The sequence below is a fragment of the Duganella sp. GW822-FHT06D06 genome, assembly GCF_058799615.1.
In genome coordinates, this window is record NZ_JBXALQ010000005.1 from 310,527 (window position 1) to 331,183 (window position 20,657).

The window sequence follows — 20,657 nt, forward strand, 5'->3', positions numbered from 1 at the left end:
CATGAAGCGTATTCTTGGTGCGTCGCTGGCCTTGGTGATGATGTCGGCGGCGTCGGCGCAGCAGCGCGACACCGATCCCTTGGCGCCGCTGACGAAGTGCTTCAGCGGCACGTGGTTCCGGGTTGGTTCCGTGGACCGGTTGCCGGCAACGACGAAGTGGCGCATGGTGGAAGTTCGTGATGGTAAGGCCAAGGTGTCGATGGACGATGGCTACCGCCTGATGCTTTACACGGACGGCCCCAAGCCGGTGGTCAATCTGAAGATCGAGCGTGCGGCGCCGGGCCGGATCGTCGAGGACCGCGCCGCCATCGTCGCTCAGATGCAGTACATGGTGGAGCACAATCCCAAGGGCTCCGCGATACTCGATATGGCGGAGCAGGGCAGCATCGAGCATCTGACGGTGCGCAAGAACGCCTTGGACGGGCACGGCATCGCCAACATCGAAACGCTGATCCAGCAGCGCACCGGCACGGTCGCCACCGCCTACCTGATCGACACCAATCCCACCGGCTTCGACGCCTTGCGCAGGGACTTTCTTGCGATGCTGTCAGCCTGCATGGAGAGGCTGGAGGTGGATCAGGGCGCCAGCACCATCTCGATGCCCAGCTCGCGGTAGGGTTTCAGCAGCGACGCCGGCACGCTCGCATTGACCACGATCGCGCCGATGCATTCCAGCGGCGCGATCTGGAACGGCGATGCGGTATCGAGTTTTTCCGGCGACGCCAGCACCACCGTCTTCATCGACGCCGCCGCGATGGCGCGTTTGATGCCGGCTTCCTCGTAATCGCCGGTGCCGATGCCTTGCGTCGGATGCAGGCTGCACACGCCCATGAAGAAGATGTCGGTGCGGATCTGCGCGATGGCTTCCAGCGCGGACGGCCCCATCGCCACGATGGAGTGCTTGAACAGGCGGCCGCCGATCAAAATCACGTCGATCAGGGGATGGCCGGCCAGCTCCACCGCGATGCTGGGGCTGTGCGTGACGACGGTGCATTGCAGCGTAGGCGGCAGCGCGCGCGCCAGCTGGACGGCGGTGGTGCCGCCGTCGATGAACACCACTTGTCCGGGCGCGATCATGGCCGCTGCGGCGCGGGCGATGGCGGGCTTGGCGTCGCTGGAAAGCTGCTGGCGCTGGGCGAAGTCGGCCATCGCCGGCGAGGCGGGCAGCTCCAGCGGCAGCGCGCCGCCGTGTACCCGCTGCAGCAAGCCTTCCGCCGCCAGCTCGCGCAGGTCGCGGCGGATGGTGTCTTCCGATAACCCCAGCTCCTCGCTGAGGGATTTGGCGACGATCTGGCCGTCCTGTTTCAGGCGGGCGATCAGCAGGTCTTTTCGTTGGCGTGTCAGCATATGCATGAATTTTCTTGATGTTGCACGATATTGCATGATATCGTAAAAAAACGCAACCTTGATCAAGGAGATCGACATGCCTGAAGACCGCATCCGCATCCACAAAGTGGAAACCCTGTCCGACGACTGGTTTCTGCTGCAAAAGACCACCTTCGACTACCGCCGCAACGACGGCAGCTGGCAACGGCAGACGCGCGAGACCTATGACCGGGGCCACGGCGCCACCATCCTGCTGTACAACCGCGAGCTGCGCACGGTGGTGCTGGTGCGGCAGTTCCGCTTTCCGACCTACGGCAACGGTCATGACGGCTTCCTGATCGAAGCCGCCGCCGGTCTGCTGGACCAGGCCAGCCCGGAGGACCGCATCAAGGCCGAGGTGGAGGAGGAAACCGGCTACCGCGTGGGCGAGGTGCGCAAGGTGTTCGAAGCCTTCATGAGTCCCGGCTCGGTGACGGAGCGGCTGTACTTTTTCGTCGCCGAATACGATCCCGCCTCGCGCATCGGCAGCGGCGGCGGCATCGAGGAAGAGGGCGAGGACATCGAAGTGCTGGAGCTGACGATGGAGCAAGCGATGCAGATGATGGCCGACGGCCGCATCGCCGACGGCAAGACCATCATGCTGCTCCAATACGCCGCGCTGTACCTGCTGCCCGCGTCCTGAACCGAGCTGGGCTGCAAAAATCCGCAGTCCCAACCGCACTCTTTGTGTGCGCTCAATCGGCAAATGGACTACAGTCATACAGTGGCGTATGCGCCTTTTCGCCGATCAAAAATTCCATGAGTTTTGCAAGCGCCATCCATCGGCGCGGGCGGCGCTTAAGCATTGGGAAGAGGTAATGCGTAGCACAACCTTTTCAAACTTCAGTCATTTGCGCCAGTTCTTCCATAGTGCTGATTATGTGCCGCCGTTTACGATCTTCAATATTGGTGGCAATCAGTATCGAATCGTTACGATGATCAATTTTGCGGAAAAAAGCGCACACGTTCTTTGGATACTCACCCATCCAGAATATGACAAATGGTGCAAACAGTACCTTCAAGGAAAGGTCAAACGATGAATACATTGACCGACGGCCGGCATGATGTTGATATGACCGCTTTGCAGGACACCTGGCAAGCTTTCGATAATATTGCGCACTTGCGCCCGCTTGATAGCGAGGCTGATTACCAGCACGCCAGAGCCTTGTTGACGAGAATCTGGGACTTGGTTGGCGAGGACGACCAACACCCGCTAGGCAGTCTGCTCGGACTTCTCGCGAGCATGGTTAGCGATTATGAAAAAATCCACTATTCACTTGGCACGTCGGAGCCTCATGAAATGCTGGCGTTTCTAATAGAACAGGGCGAGCGTACTGTCGACGATTTTCGCGGGATACTGGATCAGGTCGAGCTGGATGCTGTGCTTGCAGGGCAGCGCAAGATCGACGCGGAGTTGGCGGAGAAACTGGCGGGCTTGTTCGGCGTGCCGGTGACGCTGTTTTTGAAAAGCGATAAGATCTCCGCATGAGAGCATATTTTTTTGCGGTTCTGCTGGCGGCAGGGCAGGTCGCGGCGGCGGGCGATGCCAAGGTCGGCGCGACGCTGTTCAAGCGCTGCGCCGCTTGCCATCAGGTCGGGCCGTATGCGCAGGGCGGTTTCGGGCCGCAGCTAAATGGCATCATCGGCCGGCGCGCGGCGTCGACCAAGGACTACAAGTACTCGGAAGCGATGAAGAAGTCGGGACTGGTGTGGGACGAGAAAACGCTGGCCGCATATCTGCGCGCGCCGCACGATGTGGTGCCGGGGACCAGCATGCGTTTTTGGGGGATCAAGGATGAACAGCAGGTCGCCGACCTGCTGTCCTATATGCGGATACTGAAGTAATCAGCGGGATTTGACGAACGGCGTACCCAGCGCCTTCGGCGCCACCGACTTGGCCATCAGACCGGCCAGCACGATCACGGTCACCACGTACGGCACCATCTGGATCAGCGAGCCTGGCAGGCGGCCGACCAGCGGCAGGTCCACGCCTTCGATCTGGATCTGCACCGCGCCGAAGAAGCCGAACATCAGGCAACCGAGGAAGGTGTACACCGGACGCCAGTTACCGAACACCATCGCCGTCAACGCCAGGTAACCCGCACCGGCCGACATGTCGCGCAGGAAGAATCCGCTCTGCACGATCGCCAGGTAAGCACCCGAGAACGAGCACAGGGTACCGGCGATCAGCATCGCCATGTAGCGCTGGCGCTCGACGCTGACGCCGGCCGCATCGGCCGCATGCGGGTTCTCGCCGCAGGCGCGCAGGCGCAGGCCGAAGCGCGTGTGATACAGCACCCAGTGCACCAGCGGCACCAGCGCGAACGCCAGGTACACCAGCACCGAATGGCCGCCGATCAGGTGCGCGTACAGCCAGCCGATGAACGGTATGCCTTCGACGGCGGCGGTGCCGGGCAACACCACGTCGAACAAGCGCGCCTGGCCCAGGTCCGGCGTGCGTCCGCCTTGCTGGAAGAAGAATTGCGCGACCACGAAGGTCAGGCCGCTCATGGCGATGTTGATCGCGATGCCGGCCACCAGCTGGTTGCCCTTTTGCGTAATCGCGACGTAGGCTTGCAGCGTCGCCAGCAGGATCGATACCAGCATGCCGGCGGCCACGCCGTACCACGGGTTCTGCGTGGCGAAGGCCACGGCCGCCGACACGAAGGCCGACGCCAGGATCTTGCCTTCGAGGCCGATGTCGATCACGCCCGAACGTTCGGCGAACAGGCCGGCCATGCCGGCGAAAATCAGCACCGGCGCATTGCGCACGGTGGACACCAGGATGCTGCCGATTTGGAGGTCTTCAAAAGTCATGACAGTCTCACTTGGTCCGTTTGATCAGGGCTGCGATGGCGGGGGCGTAGAAGTTTTCCATCGCGCCGCAGAACAGGATGATCAAGCCCTGGATGAAGATGAAGGTCTCGGGCGGAATGTTCTGCTTTTCCAGCGACAGGTCGAAGCCGCCCTGGATCAGCGCGCCGAACAGCACGGCCGACAGGAAGATGCCGACCGGATGCTGCCGTCCCATCAGCGCAATCGCGATGCCGACGAAGCCCGCGCCGCCGACGAAGTTCAGCGACAGGTAGTGGGTCGAGCCCATGATGGAGTTGACCGAACCCAGGCCGGCCAGCGCGCCGGAGATCAGCATGACGGTGATGATCATCTTGCTGATGCGGACGCCCGCATAGTGCGCCGCATGCTTGTTCAAACCGGTGGCGCGCAGCTTGAAGCCCCACGAGGAACGCGACACCATCACGCCGTAGATCACCAGCGCGATAATCGCCAGGAAGAAGCTGATGTTGAGCGGCGTCTCGCCCAGCACCGGGAACCACTGGTTCAGGCGCGGCATTTCGGCGGCGGCGCTGAAGGCGCGGCTGGCCGGATTCTGCTCGCCCACCGGCACCAGGTATTTGACGATGACGGTGTTCATCAACGCGCCGGCGATGTAGTTGAACATGATGGTGGTCACCACCACGTGGCTGCCGCGCTTCGCTTGCAGGTAGCCGGGCAGGAAGGCCCACAGCGCGCCGAACAGCGCCGCGCCCAGCATGCCGATCGGGATCAGCACCCACATCGGCAGCGAGCTGTCGAAGGTCAGCATGGCCAGGGTCAGGCCCAGGCCGGCGAAGTACATCTGGCCTTCGGCGCCGATGTTGAACAGGCCGGCCTGCATGGCGATCGAAACCGCCAGGCCGGTGAAGATGAAGGTCGAGGCGTAGAACAGCGTGTAGCTCAAGCCTTCCGGATTGATGACGGCGCTGTTGATCAGGATGCCCATCGATTCGACCGGGCTTTCGCCCAGCAGGTAGATCACCAGCGCGGCCACCAGCAGGGCCGACAACAGGTTCAGGACGGGCATTACAAACGCGGTAGCCCAGCGTGGCAGGTCGTGGTTATTCATGATTTATGCATGCCTCCCATCAGCAAGCCGATGCGAGTAGTGTCGAATTCCTCAATTTTCAATTCGCCGGTGATGCGGCCGCCGCACATGACCAGGATACGGTCAGCCAGCGCGCGCACTTCTTCCAGCTCCACGGACACCAGCAGGATCGCCACGCCGGAGTCGCGCAAGGCGAGCAGCTGCGTGTGGATGCTTTCGATGGTGCCGATGTCGACGCCGCGCGTCGGCTGGCCGACCAGCATCAGCTTCGGCTGCGCCAGCACTTCGCGGGCGATCACCACCTTCTGCTGGTTGCCGCCCGAGAGCAGGCCGATACGCAGGTCGTGGTTGTTGGGGCGGACGTCGAAGTTCTGCATCAGCTGCGCGCAACGCGCGGCGATGGCTTTGAAGTCGAACAGGCCCCAGCGGTTTTTCAGCTTGTCCTGGTAGCCGAGGATGGTGTTGTGCATGACCGAGAAGGCCTTCACCACGCCGTCGCGCAAACGGTCTTCCGGAATGTGGGCGATGCCCAGCTCGCGGAAGGTGCGCGGCAGGCCGTCGGCGTCCGAGCGGCCGGCGAACGGCAGCGCCTTGCCGAGGAAGTCCAGCTTGCCGGAGGTCGGCAGGCGCATGCCCGACAGGATTTCCATCAACTCGCTCTGGCCGTTGCCGGACACGCCGGCAATCGCGACGATCTCGCCGGCGCGCAGCGTGAAGCCGATGTCGGCCAGCAGTTTGACCTGCTGCTCGTCCACCAGTTGCAGGTTCTCGATCTGCAGCACCGGCGCGCCCGGATTGTACGGTTTGCGCGGCAGGTTGTTCTCGATCGGACGGCCGACCATCATATTGGCCAGGTCTTCCTTGGTGGTGCCGGCGGTCGCCACGGCGCCGATCACGCGGCCGCCGCGCATCACGGTGACGGTGTCGGTGATGTCGAGGATCTCTTGCAGCTTGTGCGTGATCAGGATGATGGTCTTGCCCTGTTCCTTGAACAGGCGCAGGATCTCGAACAGCGACTCGGTCTCCTGCGCGGTCAGCACGGCGGTCGGCTCGTCCAGGATCAGGATGTTGGCGCTGCGGTAGATCTGCTTGAGGATCTCCACGCGCTGCTGCGCCCCCACCGACAGGTCGTCGATGGTGGCCAGCGGATCGACGTCGAGGCGGTAGCGGGTGCAGATCTCGCGCAGCTGCGCCTCGACGGCGGCGCGCTTGGACTTGAGCTGGAATCCGCCTTCGCTGCCCAGCATCACGTTATCGAGCACGGTCATGTTCTCGACCAGCATGAAGTGCTGGTGCACCATGCCGATGCCCAGCGTGATCGCTTCCTGGCTGTTGCGGATGTTGCGCGCCTGGCCATCGAGCAGGATCTCCCCGCCGTCGGCGCGGTAGTATCCGTACAGGATGCTCATCAGGGTCGATTTGCCGGCGCCGTTCTCGCCCACCAGGCCGTGGATCGAACCCTTGGCGATGGTGAAATTGACGTCCGTGTTCGCTTTGACGGCTCCAAAATGCTTGGAGATGCCGCGAAATTCTACTGCTGGCTGCATAGGATCGTTTTCGGTGCGGAGTTAAGTAAAAAATTAAACGCGCCGCATGAGGTATATCCTCCGGCGGCGCGCTCAATGTTCAAACAGGTGTCAGGCCGGGCAGGCAGCGCCCGAACGGATGTCGATGACTTTTACTTTGCCGTCGATGATGTCCTTGCGGGCACCAATGACGCGCTTTTCGATTTCCGGCGTGATCAGCTTGCGGTTGTGCTCATCCAGCGCCCAATCGACGCCGTCTTCCTTCAGGCCCTTGGCGGAAACGCCGGCCTTCCAGGTGCCGTTCTTCATCTGCATGAAGGAGTCGTACACGGCGTTGTCCACGCGCTTGACCATCGAGGTCAGGATCACGCCCGGGTACAGGCTGTTCTGGTTGGAGTCGACGCCGATCGCCAGCTTGCCTTTTTCCTTGGCGGTTTGCAGCGTGCCCAGGCCCGAACCACCGGCCACGGCAAACACCACGTCGACGCCGCGGTCGAACTGCGAGCGCGCCAGTTCGCCGCCCTTGGCCGGGTTGTTCCACGAATCGGAGGTGGTGCCGACCATGTTGGAGCTCACTTCGACCTTGGGATTGACCGCCTTGGCGCCCTGGGCGTAGCCGCAGGCGAAGGTGCGGATCAGCGGGATGTCGACGCCGCCGATGAAGCCCAGCTTCTTGGACTTGGAGGCCATGGCCGCGGCCACGCCCACCAGGTAGGAGCCTTCTTCTTCCTTGAAGGTGATGGAGTTGACGTTGGCGCCTTGCGCCACGCCGTCGATCAGCACGAAGCGGACTTTCGGGAATTCCTTGGCGACCTTCTGCACGGCTGCCTGCTGGGCGAAGCCGATCGAGGCGATCAGGTCCAGGTTCTTGCGGGCCAGGCCGCGCAGCACCTGTTCGGCCTGGGTGTCGCTGGAGGCTTGCACCTCGATGAAGTTGATGTTGGTTTCCTTCTTGAAGCGCGAGGCGCCTTCAAAAGCGGACTGGTTGAACGACTTGTCGAACTTGCCGCCTGCGTCATACACGATACCCAGTTTTGGGTCAGCCGCGGACGCGCTGGCAGCGATAAACAGTGCTGCAACCGTCAAACTAAGTTGTGAAAGTTTCATGAATAGGCTCCTGGAAGATCGATATTGTATATTTTTATTGGATGAAACATGTAATTTGGCGCCGCTATATCGCTGCAAACCCCTGATTTTTAGAGGTTTGCCTCGGGGTTTGCCGGCGTTTTACGCGGTCAGCGCCAGCAGTTTGTCAAAAGCTTGTTCAAATTGCAGCAAGCCGGCGGTCAGCAACTGCTGGCCCACCGTTTCCAGATCGATGCCGTGGCGCGCCAGTTGCGCCATCACGGCGCGGTCGGCGTCGATGTCGGCGTCCAGCAGCGTGGCCGTCGCCTCGCCGTGGTCGCGGAAGGCGGCCAGCGTGGCGTCGGGCACGGTGTTGATGGTGTGCGGGCCGATCAGGCCTTCGACGTAGCGCACGTCGCGCTGCTCCGGGTGCTTGGTGCCGGTGCTGGCCCACAGCAGCCACTGCGGCGTGGCGCCGAAGGCGGCGAACACCGAGAAGCCGCCGTCGTTCTTCCAGTCGTGATAGGCGATGCGGGCGGCGGTCATGGCGGCGCGGCCGCGCAGGGCGACGGCGCCGCTGTCGGCCGAGTTTTCCAGCAGGGCGTCGACGGCGACGTCGATGCGGCTGATGAAGACGCTGGCGACGCTGGCGATGCGCTGCACCGAGGCGGTGTCCTGCAGGCGGCGCGCCAGGCCGCGACGGTGGGCGGCGCGCACCGCGTGGATCTGGCTGGCGGTGAAGATCAGCGTCATGTTGACGTTGATGCCGGCGTAGATCACTTCCTCCAGCGCGGCGATGCCGGCCGCCGTGGCCGGGATCTTGATCATCGCGTTCGGCCGGGCGATCGCGGCCCACAGGCGCTTGGCGGCGGCGATGGTGCCGGCGATATCGTGGCTCAGATGCGGCGACACTTCAAAACTGACAAAGCCGGCGCGGCCGTCGGAATCGCGGTACAGCGGCGCGAACAGGTCGCAGGCGCGCTGCACGTCCGGCAGCACCAGCGCTTCGAAGCGCGCCTCCGGCGTCGCCAGCGCGGTGCGCAGCTGCGGCAGCGCGGCCTGGTAGGCGCTGTCGTGCTGGATGGCGTGGTAGAAGATCGCCGGGTTGGACGTCAGGCCCTGGATGCCGTCGGCGGCGATCAGCTCCGCCAGCTGGCCGGAGGCGAGCAGGTTGCGGCTCAGGTTGTCGAGCCAGATCTGTTGTCCCAGATCGCCGACCGCGCGCAGGCGGCTATGTTCGAGCATGTTATTCATCTACATCTTCCGTCCAAGATTGTGTCCTGGCGACCAGTGCTGGGAATCATGTCGCACTGCCGCAACAGTTGGTGCCGAATTTAATATTTTTGTGTTGTTGCTTTTTTGTCCGTTTGGAAAAATTTCCTGCTTGTTGGATAAATAATTTTCCGCATGGGCCGGGGCTTTCAGGGCATCCGGTCTTGCCTTGGAAATCAACAATTTACCTGCAAGCGGGGTGGTTTTCCCGTGCCAAGCGGCCGGGTTTGGGGGCCGTCCACTACTATGCATCAGCGTCGATATGTACGACAAATTCGATTTTATTTAGCTATTTATATAAAATTGATATGAATCGAATCGGGGCGAAAGTGAGTTTCCGCCATTTTTTTCCATGCTAGCATGGTTGGTAGTTTGCATATTTTTATGCGAAACATAGTAGTTTCGATACATTTTTATCAATATAAACAAAGACATCGCCCGCTGTCATCAACAGCGAAGGCGAGATTCCGGATTGATATTTCAACCTTGCCTACACAATAGGGAGCAGGACTCATGAGCAAAAAAAGTAGTGGTTACGCAGTGCGATCGCTGATCGCGCTGGCAGTTGCAAGCGCATTCCCCCTGCACGCGGCCATGGCCGCCGAAGCGGCCGCCGTTGCAGCAGGCCAGCAGGCAGCCGACGCCCCGGATACCGCCACCAAAGGCCAACTGGAAACCGTGATCGTGACCGCGCAACGCCGCGCGGAAAACATCAAGGACGTGCCAATGTCGATCGCCACGCTGAAGGGCGACAAGCTCGACGTGCTGACCTCGGGCGCCGCCGACATCCGTTTCCTGGCCGGCCGTTCGCCGTCGGTCAACGTGGAATCGGACTACGGCCGCACCTTCCCGCGCTTCTACATTCGCGGCCTGGGCAACACCGACTTCGACCTGAACGCATCCCAGCCGGTGGGCCTGGTGATGGATGACATCGTCCAGGAAAACGCCATGCTGAAGGGCTTCCCGGTGTTCGACGTGGACCAGGTTGAAGTGCTGCGCGGCCCGCAGGGCACGCTGTTCGGCCGCAACTCGCCGGCCGGCGTGATCAAGTTCGACTCGGCCAAGCCGGTCTTCAAGCAAGAGGGCTACCTGACCCTGGGCCTGGGCAACTACTCGTCCAAGACCGCCGAAGGCATGTTCAACTTCCCGGTCAGCGATACCGTTGCGCTGCGCTTCTCCGGCACCAGCCAGCACCGCGGCAACCGCGTGCGCAACACCAATCCGACCCCGAACAAGGGCACCCAGGACTTCGAAGGCTACGGCGACAACGCCTTCCGCCTGCAAGCGCTGGTCAAGCCGAGCAAGGACCTCAGCGCGCTGTTCAGCTACCATGAGCGCGACTATCACGGCAGCGCCACGCTGTTCCGCGCCAACATCATCAAGAAGGGCACCAACGACCTGGTCGACGGCTTCGACTACGGCTCCTACCCGAGCGACGGCGTCAACTACCAGAAGCTGACCACCAAGGGCGGCAACATTCGCCTGAAGTACAACCTGGACGACATCACGCTGCACTCGATCACCGGTTACGAGACGCTGAAGTTCAACAGCCGCGCCGACGTTGACGGCGGCTACGGTGCGTCGTACGCGCCGCCTTACGGTCCTGGCTACATCCCTTTCGCGGTTGAAACGGCCGACCTGCTGCCCAACCACAAGCAGTTCTCGCAAGAGTTCCGCGCCGAGTCGAACTACAAGGGCCCGTTGCAGTGGATCGGCGGCCTGTTCTTCTTCAACGAAGACATCCAGATCGACTCGATCAGCTTTAACAGCTTCGCTCCGGGCAATCCGCAGAACGCCGCCTACGCGCAGCAGTTCCAGCACGCCAAGTCGTGGGCGGCTTTCGGCTCGCTGAACTACACCGTCAGCGACAAGCTGAAGCTGCGCGGCGGCCTGCGCTACACCACCGACAAGAAGGAATTCTCGGCTGTGCGCTACGAACCGCCGATGAGCTCCGGTCCGTTCGGGATCGCCAACACCTCGCACAATATGAGCTGGGATATGAGCGGCACCTATGAGCTGAACAAGACCACCAACCTGTTCGCCCGCGTGGCCACCGGCTACCGCGCGCCATCGATGCAGGGTCGTTTGAACGGTCTGGCCGACAAGCCATCGTTCGCCGGCGCCGAGAAAGCGCTGTCGTATGAAGCCGGCATCAAGCAGGACCTGTTCGACAAGCGCGCCCGCCTGAGCGCCTCGGTGTTCCAGTACCGCGTCAAGGACAAGCAGCTGACCGCCGGTAGCGGCACGATCAACATGAATCAGCTGATCAATGCCGAAAAAGTGACCGGCCAGGGCGTTGAAGTGGACTTCCAGGCCAATCTGAGCGACGGCTTCAGCATGACCCTGGGCGGCAGCTACAACGATACCGAGATCAAGGACAAGAACCTGTTCGTGCAGTACTGCGGCAATCTGCCGAACACCGCGCCTAACCCGTACGGTTGCACCCCGACCAACGCGGCGGGTCCGTTCCCCGGCACCTCCAAGATCGACGGCAACCCGCTGCCACGCGCACCGAAGACCCAGCTGAACTTCACGCTGAAGTACAGCAAGGAAGTCGGCGACGGCGAGTTCTACGCCTACACCGACTGGACCTACCGCACCAGCTACAACTTCTTCCTGTACGAAGCGCCTGAGTACAAGGCCAAGCCGCTGGTTGAAGGCGGCGTGCGCACCGGTTACAAATGGGGCAACGGCAAGTATGAAGTGGCCCTGTTCGGCCGCAACATCACCGACAAGCGCGTGATCCTCGGCGCCATCGATTTCGACAACCTGACCGGTATGTTGAACGAGCCGCGCACCTGGGGCGGCACCTTCAAAGTCAACTTCTAAATTGACCGCTATCTGAAAATCCCCGCGCATCGTAAGATGTGCGGGGATTTTTTTTATGGATGGAGCCTGATTTCGTGAATCATACCGTCGTTAATCTGTGGCCGCTGCTCGGCGTGGCCGTCATCATTCTGGGCTTCGCCCTGCGCGCGCATCCGGTGCTGGTGGTGATCGCCGCCTGCGCCGTCACTGGCGTCGCCGCCGCCATGCCGGTCGAGCACCTGCTCGCCACCCTGGGGGCGGCCTTCATCAAGACCCGCAACCTGCCTTTGATCCTGCTGCTGCCGCTGGCGGCCATCGGCCTGCTGGAGCGCTTCGGGCTGAAGGAGCATGCGCAGGCGTCGATCGCCCGCATCAAGTCCGCCACCACCGGCCGCCTGCTGATCGTCTACCTGGCGATCCGCGAGATCAGCGCCGCCTTCGGCCTGACCAGCATCGGCGGCCACCCGAACATGGTGCGCCCGCTGATCGCACCGATGGCGGAGGGCGCCGCCGAGGTGCGCTACCCGGCGCTGACCGAGGAGCTGCGCCATCGCATCCGCGCCATGTCCGCCGCCACCGACAACGTCGGCCTGTTCTTCGGCGAAGACGTGTTCGTGGCCTTCGGCGCCATCCTGTTGATGCAGACCATCCTGCGCGCCGAGGGGCTGGAAGTCGATCCGCTGCACATGGCGTTGTGGGGCATACCGACCGCGGTGACGGCCTTCCTCATCCACTCGTGGCGCCTGCACCGGCTGGACGCGCACATCGCCCGCGCCATGCTGGCGGTGAAGGAGCCGGCATGATACTCAAGCTCGATTACTTCTACTACGTGCTGGGGGCGATGCTGCTGCTGGTATCGACTATGTCGCTGACCGACCGGCATAACCCCAAGCGCTATTCCAGCGCCTTGTTCTGGGCCTTGTACGCCGTGATCTACCTGGCCGGCGAGCAGTTGCCGCCGGTGGCGGCGGGTGTGCTGATGGTGGTGATGGCGCTGATCGCAGGCTTTGGCGGCGTGGCGCTGGGCCGCTACGGCGACCGCACGCCGGAAGAACGCAAGAGCAGCGCGCAGCGGCTCGGCCATCGCCTGCTGATCCCGGCGCTGATCATCCCGGTGACCACGGTGATCGGTTCCACCTTGCTCAAGGATGTGCACCTGGGCGGCCTGCTGCTGCTCGATCCGAAGAACGCCACCCTGGTCAGCCTGGGTTGCGGATCCCTGTTCGCGGTAGCCACCGCCTGCTGGCTGACGCGCTCCACGCCGATGCAGGCGATGCGCGAATCGCGCCGCCTGATCGACCACCTGGGTTGGGCGGTGGTGCTGCCGCATATGCTGGCGGTGCTTGGCCTGCTGTTCACCGAGGCCGGCATGGGCAAGGCGGTGGCGCACGTGGTCACGTCCTACATCAATCTCGATGTGCGGCTGGTGGCGGTGGCGGTGTATTGCATCGGCATGGCGCTGTTCACCGTCATCATGGGCAACGGCTTCGCGGCGTTTCCGGTGATCGCGGGCGGCGTCGGCATTCCGGTGCTGGTCGGCGTGTACCACGCCAATCCGGCGGTGATGGCGGCGATCGGCATGTTCAGCGCCTACTGCGGCACCTTGATGACGCCCATGGCCGCCAACTTCAACATCGTGCCGGCGGCGTTGCTGGAACTGCCCGACAAGAACGCCGTGGTGAAGATACAAGTGGGCACCGCGTTGCCGCTATTGCTTGCTAATATTGCACTTCTTTATTTTCTAATGAACATGTGAGCTGCATGTGACTTGGAGTAGAGTAGCGCACAAACAGCGCAGCAATCGGAGTCCATGTAGATGAAAAAGATAATATTGTTGACCGGGTTCGAACCGTTTAACAAGGAGACCATCAACCCCTCGTGGGAAGCGGTGCGCACCCTTCAGGGCTGGCACGAAGGCGACTTCGTGGTTCATTCGCGCCAGCTGCCGTGCGTGTTCGGGCAGGCCAGCAAGATACTGCACCAGGCGGTGGAAGAGCTCCAGCCCAGCATCGTGATCGCGGTGGGGCAGGCGGGCGGCCGGGTCGATCTGTCGGTGGAGCGCATCGCCATCAACATCGACGACGCGCCGATCGCCGATAACCAGAAGCGGCAGATCGTCGACCAACCTATCGTCACCAATGGCCCGGCGGCCTACTTTGCCACGCTGCCGATCAAGGCCATCGTGCATGCGCTGCGCGAGGCGGGCTTGCCGTCATCGGTGTCGCAGACGGCGGGTACGTATGTGTGCAACCATGTGTTCTATAGCCTGATGCACCAGGCGCACGAGTGGGGCACGACCATGCGCGCCGGTTTCATTCACATTCCGTATTTGCCGCAGCAGGCGGCCGCGCATCCGGGGTCGGCCAGCATGAAGCTGGAGGACATGGTCGAAGGCCTGCGCATCGCCATCCGCACCACGCTGGCCCACGATGTGGACATGCGCGAGGCGGGCGGCGTTACGCACTGACCCCAGGCTTTACGGGGTTCAGGATGTTCAGAAAAGCCCGCACCACCGGCGCATCGTCCAGCGTGGTGTAGGTGATGTACAGATTCGCCGACGGCGGATTGGTGCGAATCGGCAGGAACACCACGCCCGGCCAGCCGATACGGCTGGTGGTCTCCGGCAGCAGCGCCACACCCAGGCCAGCACCCACCATCGCCAGCAGCGTCTGCGGCTCGGACGCTTCCTGGAAGATGGTCGGCTGGAAGCCGGCCTTCACGCAGCATTGAATCAGGTAGCGCGGGAAGGACGACTTGTCCAACGCCAGCGTCAGCATCGGCTCGTCGGCGATGTCGGTCAGTTCGATCGCTTCCTGCTTGGCCAACGGGTGATGCTCGTTGATGGCCACGCACACGTCCTCGCGGAAGCACAGCTCCTGGCGCAGGTTGTCGTTCTTCAGGTCGTCCTCGTCCAGCTTGGGCTCGCGCCAGAAGCCGACGTCGATCTGCTTGGCGCGCAGCGCATCGTATTGCAACGTCGGCCCCAGTTCATGCAGGGTCCAGCTCACGCGCGGGAACTTGGTCTGGAACTCTTCCAGCAAGCTCGGTATCGGTCCCCACATCGCCGAGCCGACGATGCCCACCCGCAGCCGGCCCACTTCACCACGGTCGATCTGGCGGATGGTGTCGATGGTCATGCGCATCTTGCCCAGCAGGTCGGACGCTTCGCCCATCAGCGCCTTGCCCGCCACCGTCAGCTCGAAGGTGCGGGTGGTGCGGGCGAACAGCTTCACGCCCAATTCGCTTTCCAGCTTCATGATCTGCTGGCTCAAGGGCGGCTGCGAAATGTGCAGGCGCTCGGCGGCGCGGCTGAAACTCTTTTCTTCTGCGACGGCAAGGAAGTACCTTAGTTGTTTCAGATCGATGGACATGGCGTTCTTTGGGCGATGTGGTGCGATATCAGTGAGCCAGCATGGCCACCGCAAGGGCGGCGCCGCAACGGGCGTTGTTCTTCACCAGTGCGATGTTGGTGGCCAGGCTGCGGCCCTCGGTCAGCTGCTTGATGCGGCTGAGGAGGAAGGGCGTGACATTCTTGCCGGCGACGCCTTGCGCATCGGCTTCCTGCAAGGCCTGCGCGGTGATGGCGTCGATCTCCGCCTTCGGCATCGCGTCGGCGGCCGGCACCGGATTGCTCACCACCACGCCACCCTTGAGGCCCAGCTGCCACTTGGTGTGGATGAAGGCCGCCTGTTCGGCCGGCGTGTCGAGCTGGAAGTCGGCGTCGAAGCCGCTCTCGCGCGTGAAGAAGGCGGGGAAGCCGCGCTGGCCCACGCTGACCACCGGCACGCCGTGGGTCTCCAGGTATTCCAGCGTCAGGCCGATGTCGAGGATGGATTTGACGCCGGCGCACACCACCGCCACCGAGGTCTGCGCCAGTTCCTGCAAGTCGGCCGAGATGTCGAAGCTGGTCTCGGCGCCGCGATGCACGCCGCCGATGCCGCCGGTGACGAACACGGAGATGCCGGCCAGCTCGGCGCAGATCATCGTGGCCGCCACAGTGGTGGCGCCCAGTTTCGATTGCGCCAGCACGTAGGGCAGGTCGCGGCGGCTGACCTTCATGGCGTCCGGCGAGGTGCCCAGAAGTTCCAGCTGTTCTTCCGACAGGCCGATGCAGATCTTGCCGCCGATGATGGCGATGGTGGCAGGCACGGCGCCGCCGTCGCGGATGATCTGTTCCACCTCACGCGCCATCTGCACGTTCTGCGGGTAGGGCATGCCGTGCGAGATGATGGTCGATTCCAGCGCGACGACCGGTTTGCCGGCGGCTCGCGCGGCCGCCACTTCGGGCGAAAACAGCAGGTAGTGATGAACAGGGTGCATGGTGTGATTCCTTATGCCTTGTTGGGGAAGAGCGGCGGGTTGTATTCCGCCGACAGGTCGAAGTCGTGGATTTCGTCGAGGACGTCGGCGGCCAGCATCGGCGACACCGTTTCCTGGGATTCGAGGGTCATCGCGGCGACCTTCAGGCCGCGGCGGCAGGCCAGCGTCAGGTCGGCGCTGCCCTGGTACAGCGACCAGCAGACGGCGGCCGAGAAGGCGTCGCCGGCGCCGGTGACGTCGACCACGTCCACCTGGTGCGCGGCCAGCCAAACCAGCTCGCCGTCGCGGGTGTGGAATACGCCCTGGCTGCCGCAGGTGACGATAACGTCCTGCGCGCCCTGGGCCTGCAAGTCGCGGCAGGCGGCGCGCACCTCGGCTTCGGTCGGCAGCGCGCGGCCGGCACGGGTTTCCAGCTCGCCGCGGTTGAGGATCAGCAGGCGCAGGCCTTTCAGATCAACCGGCAGGTGGGCCATCTTCGGCTGCGACACCGCCACGATCACCAGCGGCACGTTGTCGGCGTGGGCGCTGTCGAGCAGCAGGGCGATGCTGCCGACCGGCAGGTTCAGGTCGACCACCGTCATCGCGGCGGCGGAGCGCTGCGGCTGGCGGCTGGCCAGGTAGTCCGGCGTGATGCGGTCGTATAGCGCCATGTCGGCCAGCGCCACCACCAGTTCGCCGGCGTCGTCGAGGATGGCGGTGTAGGTGCCGGTCGGCGTGTCCGGCAGTTTCAGGCTGCCGCGCGTGTCGATGCCGGCGTTTTCCGCGTGGTCTTGCAGGCTGCGGCCGGCGACGTCGTCACCCAAAGCGGTCAGCAGGGCGGTCGGCAGGTTCAGGCGCGACAGATTCTCGGCGATGTTGCGGGCCACGCCGCCGTAGACTTCCTCGGCGGTGGCGGGATTGGAGGTGCCCAGCTGCATGGCGGCGATGGTGCGCAGCTTGCGGTCCAGGTTGGCGGCGCCTATGCACATCACCGGACGCTTGTCCGGCAGCACGTAGGCGCGGCCCAGCAGGCGCCGTTCGCGTATCAAGCCGGCGATATGGCCGGCCACGGCGGAGCGCGACAGGCGCAGTTCCACCGCCAGGTCTTGCTGGGAAATGAAGGGATTGGCGCGGATCAGCTGGTAGAGCTGGTCCTTCTTGGAGGAATCGGTCACGGCTTACTCGCTAAAACATTTGTCCATCATGGTAAACATTTGTTCAAATCAAGTCAATCACGCACTGCGGCTAAGTTTGCCTTGATTTATAATACCCCTGATTTATATCGCTTTAGTATAAATGCTTAAGAAAAATGGTATTTGCCATACATATGGACGATGATGCATAGTGTCAGCTTCCCCAGCCACAACAGAAAAACAGAGGATAACCATGTCTAATAATTCCCCATTCCAGGCAGCTGACATCATTCGCGCCCGTGTCCCTGCGGGCTTCAAGCCGCGCATCGCAATGATTCTGGGTTCCGGCCTGGGCGTGCTGGCGGAACAAATGACCGACGCGGTCACCATCAGTTTCAATGAACTGCCAGGCTTCCCGATCAGCACCGTGCACGGCCACGCCGGCGAGCTGGTGATCGGCACCCTGTCGGGCGTGTCGGTGGTGTGCATGAAGGGCCGCGGCCACGTCTACGAAGGCTACGGCCTGGGCGTGATGACCAGCGCCGTGCGCACCATGAAGCTGCTGGGCTGCGAGATGCTGTTCGTGACCAACGCCGCAGGTTCGCTGCGCACCGAAGTCGACGCCGGCTCGCTGGTGGCGCTGACCGACCATATCAACTACCTGCCGGGCACTCCGATGATGGGCCCGAACGACGAGCGTTTCGGTCCGCGCTTCTTCAGCATGGCCAACGCCTACGACGCCGACCTGCGCGCGCTGCTGCACGCTTCGGCCAAAGAGAAGAACGTCACCCTGCACGACGGCGTGTACATCGCCTACGCCGGTCCTAACTTCGAGACCCCTGCCGAAATCCGCGCCTTCAAGACGCTGGGCGCGGACATGGTCGGCATGTCGGTGGTGCCGGAAGTGGTGTCGGCCCGTCACTGCGGTTTGAAAGTGGTCGGCGTATCGGCCATCACCAACCTGGCAGAAGGCCTGTCGCCGTTCCCGCTGTCGCACGAGCAGACGCTGAAATACGCGGCTGTCGCGGCGACCTCGCTGATCGAAGTGATCCTGGGCTTCCTGGCCAACGTGGCCAAAACGCCGCAGGCGTAAGATTCCCGAGGGGCGGCCAAATGTCCGCCCCTTCTGCTTTATAGGAGTTCGAAAATATGAAACGCGCATTTATCCTCTTGCTCGATTCGTTTGGTTTGGGCGCCACGCCCGATGCCGCGAAGTACAACGACGTCGGCGCCAACACCTTCGGCCACATCGCCGAGTGGGCCGCCAAGAGCGGCAAGCCGATGTCGCTGCCGACCATGGAAAAACTGGGCCTGGCCGCTGCCGCCCATACCGCTAGCGGCCAGTGGGCCGCCGGCTTCGAACAGCGCGAAGGCTTCACCGCCGCCTACGGCGCCGCGCGCGAACGTTCGACCGGCAAGGACACGCAGTCCGGCCACTGGGAAATCGCCGGCGTGCCGGTGGAATTCGACTGGGGCTACTTCCCGAAAACCGTGCCGTCGTTCCCGGCCGAGCTGACCGCCAAGCTGCAACAGCTGGCCGGCGTGCCGGGCTTCCTGGGCGACTGTCACGCATCGGGCACGGAGATCATCAACAAGCACGGTGACGAGCATGTCGCCAGCGGCAAGCCTATCATCTACACCTCCGCCGACTCGGTGCTGCAAATCGCCGCGCACGAGGAATCGTTCGGCCTGGAGCGCCTGTATGAAATCTGCGAGATCGCCTTCAAGCTGGTCGAGCCATACAACATCGGCCGCGTGATCGCGCGTCCGTTCACCGGCGCGGACGGCAACTACACCCGCACCACCAACCGTCACGACTACGCGGTCGCACCGCCGGCACCTACGCTGCTGGACCACGTGAAGAACGACGGCGGCGAAGTCATCGCCCTCGGCAAGATCAGCGACATCTTCGCGACCCAGGGCGTATCGCGCATGGTCAAGGGCAAGGACAACATGGCGCTGTTCGACGCGCTGATGAAGGTGGAAGAAGAAGCCGGCGACAAGTCGCTGACCTTCGTGAACTTCGTCGACTTCGACCAGGCCTTCGGCCACCGCCGCGACGTCACCGGCTACTCGAACGCGCTGCACGAGATGGATGCGCGCCTGCCGGAGTTCATCGCCAGGCTGAAAGAGGGCGACCTGGTGGTGATCACCGCCGACCATGGCTGCGATCCAACCTGGCCTGGCTCCGACCACACCCGCGAACATATCCCGATGATTTTCTTCGGCCCGGGCGTGAAGGCGCAGAAGCTGCCTATCTCCGAATCCTTCTCCGATATCGGCCAGACGCTGGCCCACCACCTCGGCGTCAAACCACTTTCCCACGGAAGCAATCTGTTATGACCATCATCACCGACTTCAAACGAAACGAAGCGGTCCCGCTGGACCTGGGCTGGATCAATCACATCCACATCAACAAGAGCGCTGCCGACCGCCGCGCCGCCAGCCTGGCGAACCGCCGCACGGTGAAGAAGGAATACCAGGCCGCCTGGCTGGTCAAGGCCATCGGCCTGATCGACCTGACCACGCTGTCCGGCGACGATACGCCGGGCCGCGTCGAGCGCCTGTGCATGAAGGCCATGCGTCCGCTGCGTTCGGACCTGGTCGAGGCACTGGGTCTGCAGGACTACAAGCTGACCACCGGCGCCGTCTGCGTGTACCACGAGATGATCAAGCCGGCGACCCAGGTGCTGCAAGGCCGCCTGCCTATCGCCGCCGTGTCGACCGGCTTCCCGGCTGGCCTGACCAGCATGGAAACCAAGGTGCGCGAGATCGAATTGTCGGTGGCCGCAGGCGCGACCGAGATCGATATCGTCATCACCCGCCAGCACGTTTTGACGGGCAACTGGCAAGCGCTGTACGACGAGATGCTGGCTTACCGCAAGGCTTGCGGCGAAGCGCACGTCAAGGCCATCCTGGCGACCGGTGAACTGGTCACGCTGGAAAACGTGGCCAAGGCTTCGTGGGTCTGCATGATGGCCGGCGCGGACTTCATCAAGACCTCCACCGGCAAAGAGCCGGTCAACGCGACGATCCCGGTTTCGCTGACGATGGTGCGCGCGATCCGCGACTACCACGAGCAGACCGGCTTCAAGATCGGCTACAAGCCGGCCGGCGGCGTGGGTACGGCCAAGGCCGCGCTGCAGTACCTGTCGCTGATGAAGGAAGAACTGGGCAACGAGTGGCTCGAGCCGCACCTGTTCCGCATCGGCGCATCCAGCCTGCTGACCGACATCGAACGCCAGCTTGAGCACTATGTGACCGGCAACTACTCCGCCGCACACCGCCACGCGCAACCATAAAGAA

Annotated in this window: 21 protein-coding genes; 12 read left to right on the top strand and 9 right to left on the bottom strand. The window is 62.9% G+C overall.

The genetic code is table 11. The features are described from left to right. Nucleotide 1 precedes the first annotated feature (1 nt). The gene (locus AC1RMD_RS12080; protein WP_492926865.1) at nucleotides 2-616 is read left to right on the top strand and encodes a hypothetical protein; all 615 of its coding nucleotides are present in this window, start codon (nucleotides 2-4) and stop codon (nucleotides 614-616) included. Here the strand turns inward: AC1RMD_RS12080 and AC1RMD_RS12085 are convergent. After that, nucleotides 577-1,347, bottom strand: a complete 771-nt coding sequence (locus tag AC1RMD_RS12085) for a DeoR/GlpR family DNA-binding transcription regulator (protein WP_492926964.1) — start codon at nucleotides 1,345-1,347, stop codon at nucleotides 577-579. The two genes, AC1RMD_RS12080 and AC1RMD_RS12085, sit on opposite strands and share 40 nt — an antisense overlap. A gap of 76 nt (nucleotides 1,348-1,423) precedes the next feature. Between AC1RMD_RS12085 and AC1RMD_RS12090 the strand changes: the two genes are divergently transcribed. The 4 genes from AC1RMD_RS12090 to AC1RMD_RS12105 all read left to right on the top strand — a co-directional run bounded on the left by AC1RMD_RS12090 (nucleotide 1,424) and on the right by AC1RMD_RS12105 (nucleotide 3,210). Then, nucleotides 1,424-2,008 (top strand): NUDIX domain-containing protein, encoded by a 585-nt coding sequence (locus tag AC1RMD_RS12090; protein ID WP_492926866.1) that lies wholly within the window; start codon nucleotides 1,424-1,426, stop codon nucleotides 2,006-2,008. An 88-nt stretch (nucleotides 2,009-2,096) separates the two neighbouring features. After that, a complete protein-coding gene (locus AC1RMD_RS12095) occupies nucleotides 2,097-2,405 on the top strand; it encodes a type II toxin-antitoxin system HigB family toxin (protein ID WP_492926867.1) in 309 nt (102 codons plus the stop codon). Then, complete coding sequence (locus AC1RMD_RS12100; RefSeq protein WP_492926868.1) at nucleotides 2,402-2,854, top strand: helix-turn-helix domain-containing protein; 453 nt, start codon at nucleotides 2,402-2,404, stop codon at nucleotides 2,852-2,854. The genes AC1RMD_RS12095 and AC1RMD_RS12100 overlap by 4 nt, the downstream gene beginning before the upstream one ends. Beyond that, complete coding sequence (locus AC1RMD_RS12105; RefSeq protein ID WP_492926869.1) at nucleotides 2,851-3,210, top strand: c-type cytochrome; 360 nt, start codon at nucleotides 2,851-2,853, stop codon at nucleotides 3,208-3,210. Before AC1RMD_RS12100 ends, AC1RMD_RS12105 begins: the two co-directional genes overlap by 4 nt. Here the strand turns inward: AC1RMD_RS12105 and AC1RMD_RS12110 are convergent, their stop codons facing one another. From AC1RMD_RS12110 to tal, 5 genes are all read right to left on the bottom strand, one after another. Further along, entirely contained in the window at nucleotides 3,211-4,182 is a 972-nt protein-coding gene (locus tag AC1RMD_RS12110; protein WP_492926870.1) for an ABC transporter permease, read from the bottom strand. Between the two features lie 7 nt (nucleotides 4,183-4,189). Continuing rightward, a complete protein-coding gene (locus AC1RMD_RS12115) occupies nucleotides 4,190-5,269 on the bottom strand; it encodes an ABC transporter permease (protein WP_332851394.1) in 1,080 nt (359 codons plus the stop codon). Further along, the gene (locus AC1RMD_RS12120; RefSeq protein WP_492926871.1) at nucleotides 5,266-6,795 is read right to left on the bottom strand and encodes an ABC transporter ATP-binding protein; all 1,530 of its coding nucleotides are present in this window, start codon (nucleotides 6,793-6,795) and stop codon (nucleotides 5,266-5,268) included. The genes AC1RMD_RS12115 and AC1RMD_RS12120 overlap by 4 nt, the downstream gene beginning before the upstream one ends. Nucleotides 6,796-6,885: 90 nt before the next feature. After that, nucleotides 6,886-7,881 (bottom strand): BMP family lipoprotein, encoded by a 996-nt coding sequence (locus AC1RMD_RS12125; protein ID WP_492926872.1) that lies wholly within the window; start codon nucleotides 7,879-7,881, stop codon nucleotides 6,886-6,888. Nucleotides 7,882-8,001: 120 nt separating this feature from the next. Beyond that, the gene (gene tal / locus AC1RMD_RS12130; RefSeq protein WP_492926873.1) at nucleotides 8,002-9,093 is read right to left on the bottom strand and encodes a transaldolase; all 1,092 of its coding nucleotides are present in this window, start codon (nucleotides 9,091-9,093) and stop codon (nucleotides 8,002-8,004) included. Nucleotides 9,094-9,624: 531 nt separating this feature from the next. Here tal and AC1RMD_RS12135 point away from each other — a divergent pair. Genes AC1RMD_RS12135 through pcp form a run of 4 tightly spaced genes read left to right on the top strand, consistent with a single transcriptional unit; the run spans nucleotide 9,625 to nucleotide 14,386 of the window. Further along, complete coding sequence (locus AC1RMD_RS12135; RefSeq protein WP_492926874.1) at nucleotides 9,625-11,940, top strand: TonB-dependent receptor; 2,316 nt, start codon at nucleotides 9,625-9,627, stop codon at nucleotides 11,938-11,940. Between the two features lie 59 nt (nucleotides 11,941-11,999). Next, entirely contained in the window at nucleotides 12,000-12,722 is a 723-nt protein-coding gene (locus AC1RMD_RS12140; protein WP_492926875.1) for a DUF969 domain-containing protein, read from the top strand. After that, entirely contained in the window at nucleotides 12,719-13,675 is a 957-nt protein-coding gene (locus AC1RMD_RS12145; protein WP_492926876.1) for a DUF979 domain-containing protein, read from the top strand. The genes AC1RMD_RS12140 and AC1RMD_RS12145 overlap by 4 nt, the downstream gene beginning before the upstream one ends. 60 nt (nucleotides 13,676-13,735) lie before the next feature. Then, nucleotides 13,736-14,386: a pyroglutamyl-peptidase I gene (pcp, locus tag AC1RMD_RS12150; protein ID WP_492926877.1), complete on the top strand. Its 651-nt coding sequence runs from the start codon at nucleotides 13,736-13,738 to the stop codon at nucleotides 14,384-14,386. Here pcp and AC1RMD_RS12155 read toward each other — a convergent pair. Genes AC1RMD_RS12155 through AC1RMD_RS12165 form a run of 3 tightly spaced genes read right to left on the bottom strand, consistent with a single transcriptional unit; the run spans nucleotide 14,376 to nucleotide 17,393 of the window. After that, entirely contained in the window at nucleotides 14,376-15,290 is a 915-nt protein-coding gene (locus AC1RMD_RS12155; protein ID WP_492926878.1) for a LysR family transcriptional regulator, read from the bottom strand. The genes pcp and AC1RMD_RS12155 overlap by 11 nt on opposite strands. Before the next feature lie 28 nt (nucleotides 15,291-15,318). After that, nucleotides 15,319-16,239: a pseudouridine-5'-phosphate glycosidase gene (locus AC1RMD_RS12160; protein WP_492926879.1), complete on the bottom strand. Its 921-nt coding sequence runs from the start codon at nucleotides 16,237-16,239 to the stop codon at nucleotides 15,319-15,321. Between the two features lie 11 nt (nucleotides 16,240-16,250). Beyond that, on the bottom strand, nucleotides 16,251-17,393 hold the full coding sequence (locus AC1RMD_RS12165) for a carbohydrate kinase (RefSeq protein WP_492926880.1): 1,143 nt from the start codon (nucleotides 17,391-17,393) through the stop codon (nucleotides 16,251-16,253). A gap of 211 nt (nucleotides 17,394-17,604) precedes the next feature. On the opposite strand from AC1RMD_RS12165, the gene xapA reads away from it, so the two are divergent. The 3 genes from xapA to deoC are packed head-to-tail and all read left to right on the top strand — an operon-like array spanning nucleotide 17,605 to nucleotide 20,653. Further along, nucleotides 17,605-18,444, top strand: a complete 840-nt coding sequence (xapA, locus tag AC1RMD_RS12170; RefSeq protein ID WP_492926881.1) for a xanthosine phosphorylase — start codon at nucleotides 17,605-17,607, stop codon at nucleotides 18,442-18,444. Between the two features lie 56 nt (nucleotides 18,445-18,500). Further along, the gene (locus AC1RMD_RS12175) at nucleotides 18,501-19,694 is read left to right on the top strand and encodes a phosphopentomutase (protein ID WP_492926882.1); all 1,194 of its coding nucleotides are present in this window, start codon (nucleotides 18,501-18,503) and stop codon (nucleotides 19,692-19,694) included. Continuing rightward, a complete protein-coding gene (gene deoC / locus AC1RMD_RS12180) occupies nucleotides 19,691-20,653 on the top strand; it encodes a deoxyribose-phosphate aldolase (protein ID WP_332851405.1) in 963 nt (320 codons plus the stop codon). The genes AC1RMD_RS12175 and deoC overlap by 4 nt, the downstream gene beginning before the upstream one ends. Nucleotides 20,654-20,657 lie beyond the last annotated feature (4 nt).

What these genes read in the sequence shown, in the direction of transcription:
- AC1RMD_RS12085 (WP_492926964.1), bottom strand. Translation starts at nt 1,347, where the DNA reads ATGCTGACACGCCAACGAAAAGACCTGCTGATCGCCCGCCTGAAACAG.
- AC1RMD_RS12105 (WP_492926869.1), top strand. Translation starts at nt 2,851, where the DNA reads ATGAGAGCATATTTTTTTGCGGTTCTGCTGGCGGCAGGGCAGGTCGCG.
- AC1RMD_RS12145 (WP_492926876.1), top strand. Translation starts at nt 12,719, where the DNA reads ATGATACTCAAGCTCGATTACTTCTACTACGTGCTGGGGGCGATGCTG.
- AC1RMD_RS12155 (WP_492926878.1), bottom strand. Translation starts at nt 15,290, where the DNA reads ATGTCCATCGATCTGAAACAACTAAGGTACTTCCTTGCCGTCGCAGAA.
- AC1RMD_RS12140 (WP_492926875.1), top strand. Translation starts at nt 12,000, where the DNA reads ATGGAGCCTGATTTCGTGAATCATACCGTCGTTAATCTGTGGCCGCTG.
- xapA (WP_492926881.1), top strand. Translation starts at nt 17,605, where the DNA reads ATGTCTAATAATTCCCCATTCCAGGCAGCTGACATCATTCGCGCCCGT.
- AC1RMD_RS12125 (WP_492926872.1), bottom strand. Translation starts at nt 7,881, where the DNA reads ATGAAACTTTCACAACTTAGTTTGACGGTTGCAGCACTGTTTATCGCT.
- AC1RMD_RS12115 (WP_332851394.1), bottom strand. Translation starts at nt 5,269, where the DNA reads ATGAATAACCACGACCTGCCACGCTGGGCTACCGCGTTTGTAATGCCC.
- AC1RMD_RS12090 (WP_492926866.1), top strand. Translation starts at nt 1,424, where the DNA reads ATGCCTGAAGACCGCATCCGCATCCACAAAGTGGAAACCCTGTCCGAC.
- AC1RMD_RS12120 (WP_492926871.1), bottom strand. Translation starts at nt 6,795, where the DNA reads ATGCAGCCAGCAGTAGAATTTCGCGGCATCTCCAAGCATTTTGGAGCC.
- AC1RMD_RS12095 (WP_492926867.1), top strand. Translation starts at nt 2,097, where the DNA reads ATGCGCCTTTTCGCCGATCAAAAATTCCATGAGTTTTGCAAGCGCCAT.
- AC1RMD_RS12175 (WP_492926882.1), top strand. Translation starts at nt 18,501, where the DNA reads ATGAAACGCGCATTTATCCTCTTGCTCGATTCGTTTGGTTTGGGCGCC.
- tal (WP_492926873.1), bottom strand. Translation starts at nt 9,093, where the DNA reads ATGAATAACATGCTCGAACATAGCCGCCTGCGCGCGGTCGGCGATCTG.
- deoC (WP_332851405.1), top strand. Translation starts at nt 19,691, where the DNA reads ATGACCATCATCACCGACTTCAAACGAAACGAAGCGGTCCCGCTGGAC.
- AC1RMD_RS12160 (WP_492926879.1), bottom strand. Translation starts at nt 16,239, where the DNA reads ATGCACCCTGTTCATCACTACCTGCTGTTTTCGCCCGAAGTGGCGGCC.
- AC1RMD_RS12110 (WP_492926870.1), bottom strand. Translation starts at nt 4,182, where the DNA reads ATGACTTTTGAAGACCTCCAAATCGGCAGCATCCTGGTGTCCACCGTG.
- pcp (WP_492926877.1), top strand. Translation starts at nt 13,736, where the DNA reads ATGAAAAAGATAATATTGTTGACCGGGTTCGAACCGTTTAACAAGGAG.
- AC1RMD_RS12135 (WP_492926874.1), top strand. Translation starts at nt 9,625, where the DNA reads ATGAGCAAAAAAAGTAGTGGTTACGCAGTGCGATCGCTGATCGCGCTG.
- AC1RMD_RS12080 (WP_492926865.1), top strand. Translation starts at nt 2, where the DNA reads ATGAAGCGTATTCTTGGTGCGTCGCTGGCCTTGGTGATGATGTCGGCG.
- AC1RMD_RS12100 (WP_492926868.1), top strand. Translation starts at nt 2,402, where the DNA reads ATGAATACATTGACCGACGGCCGGCATGATGTTGATATGACCGCTTTG.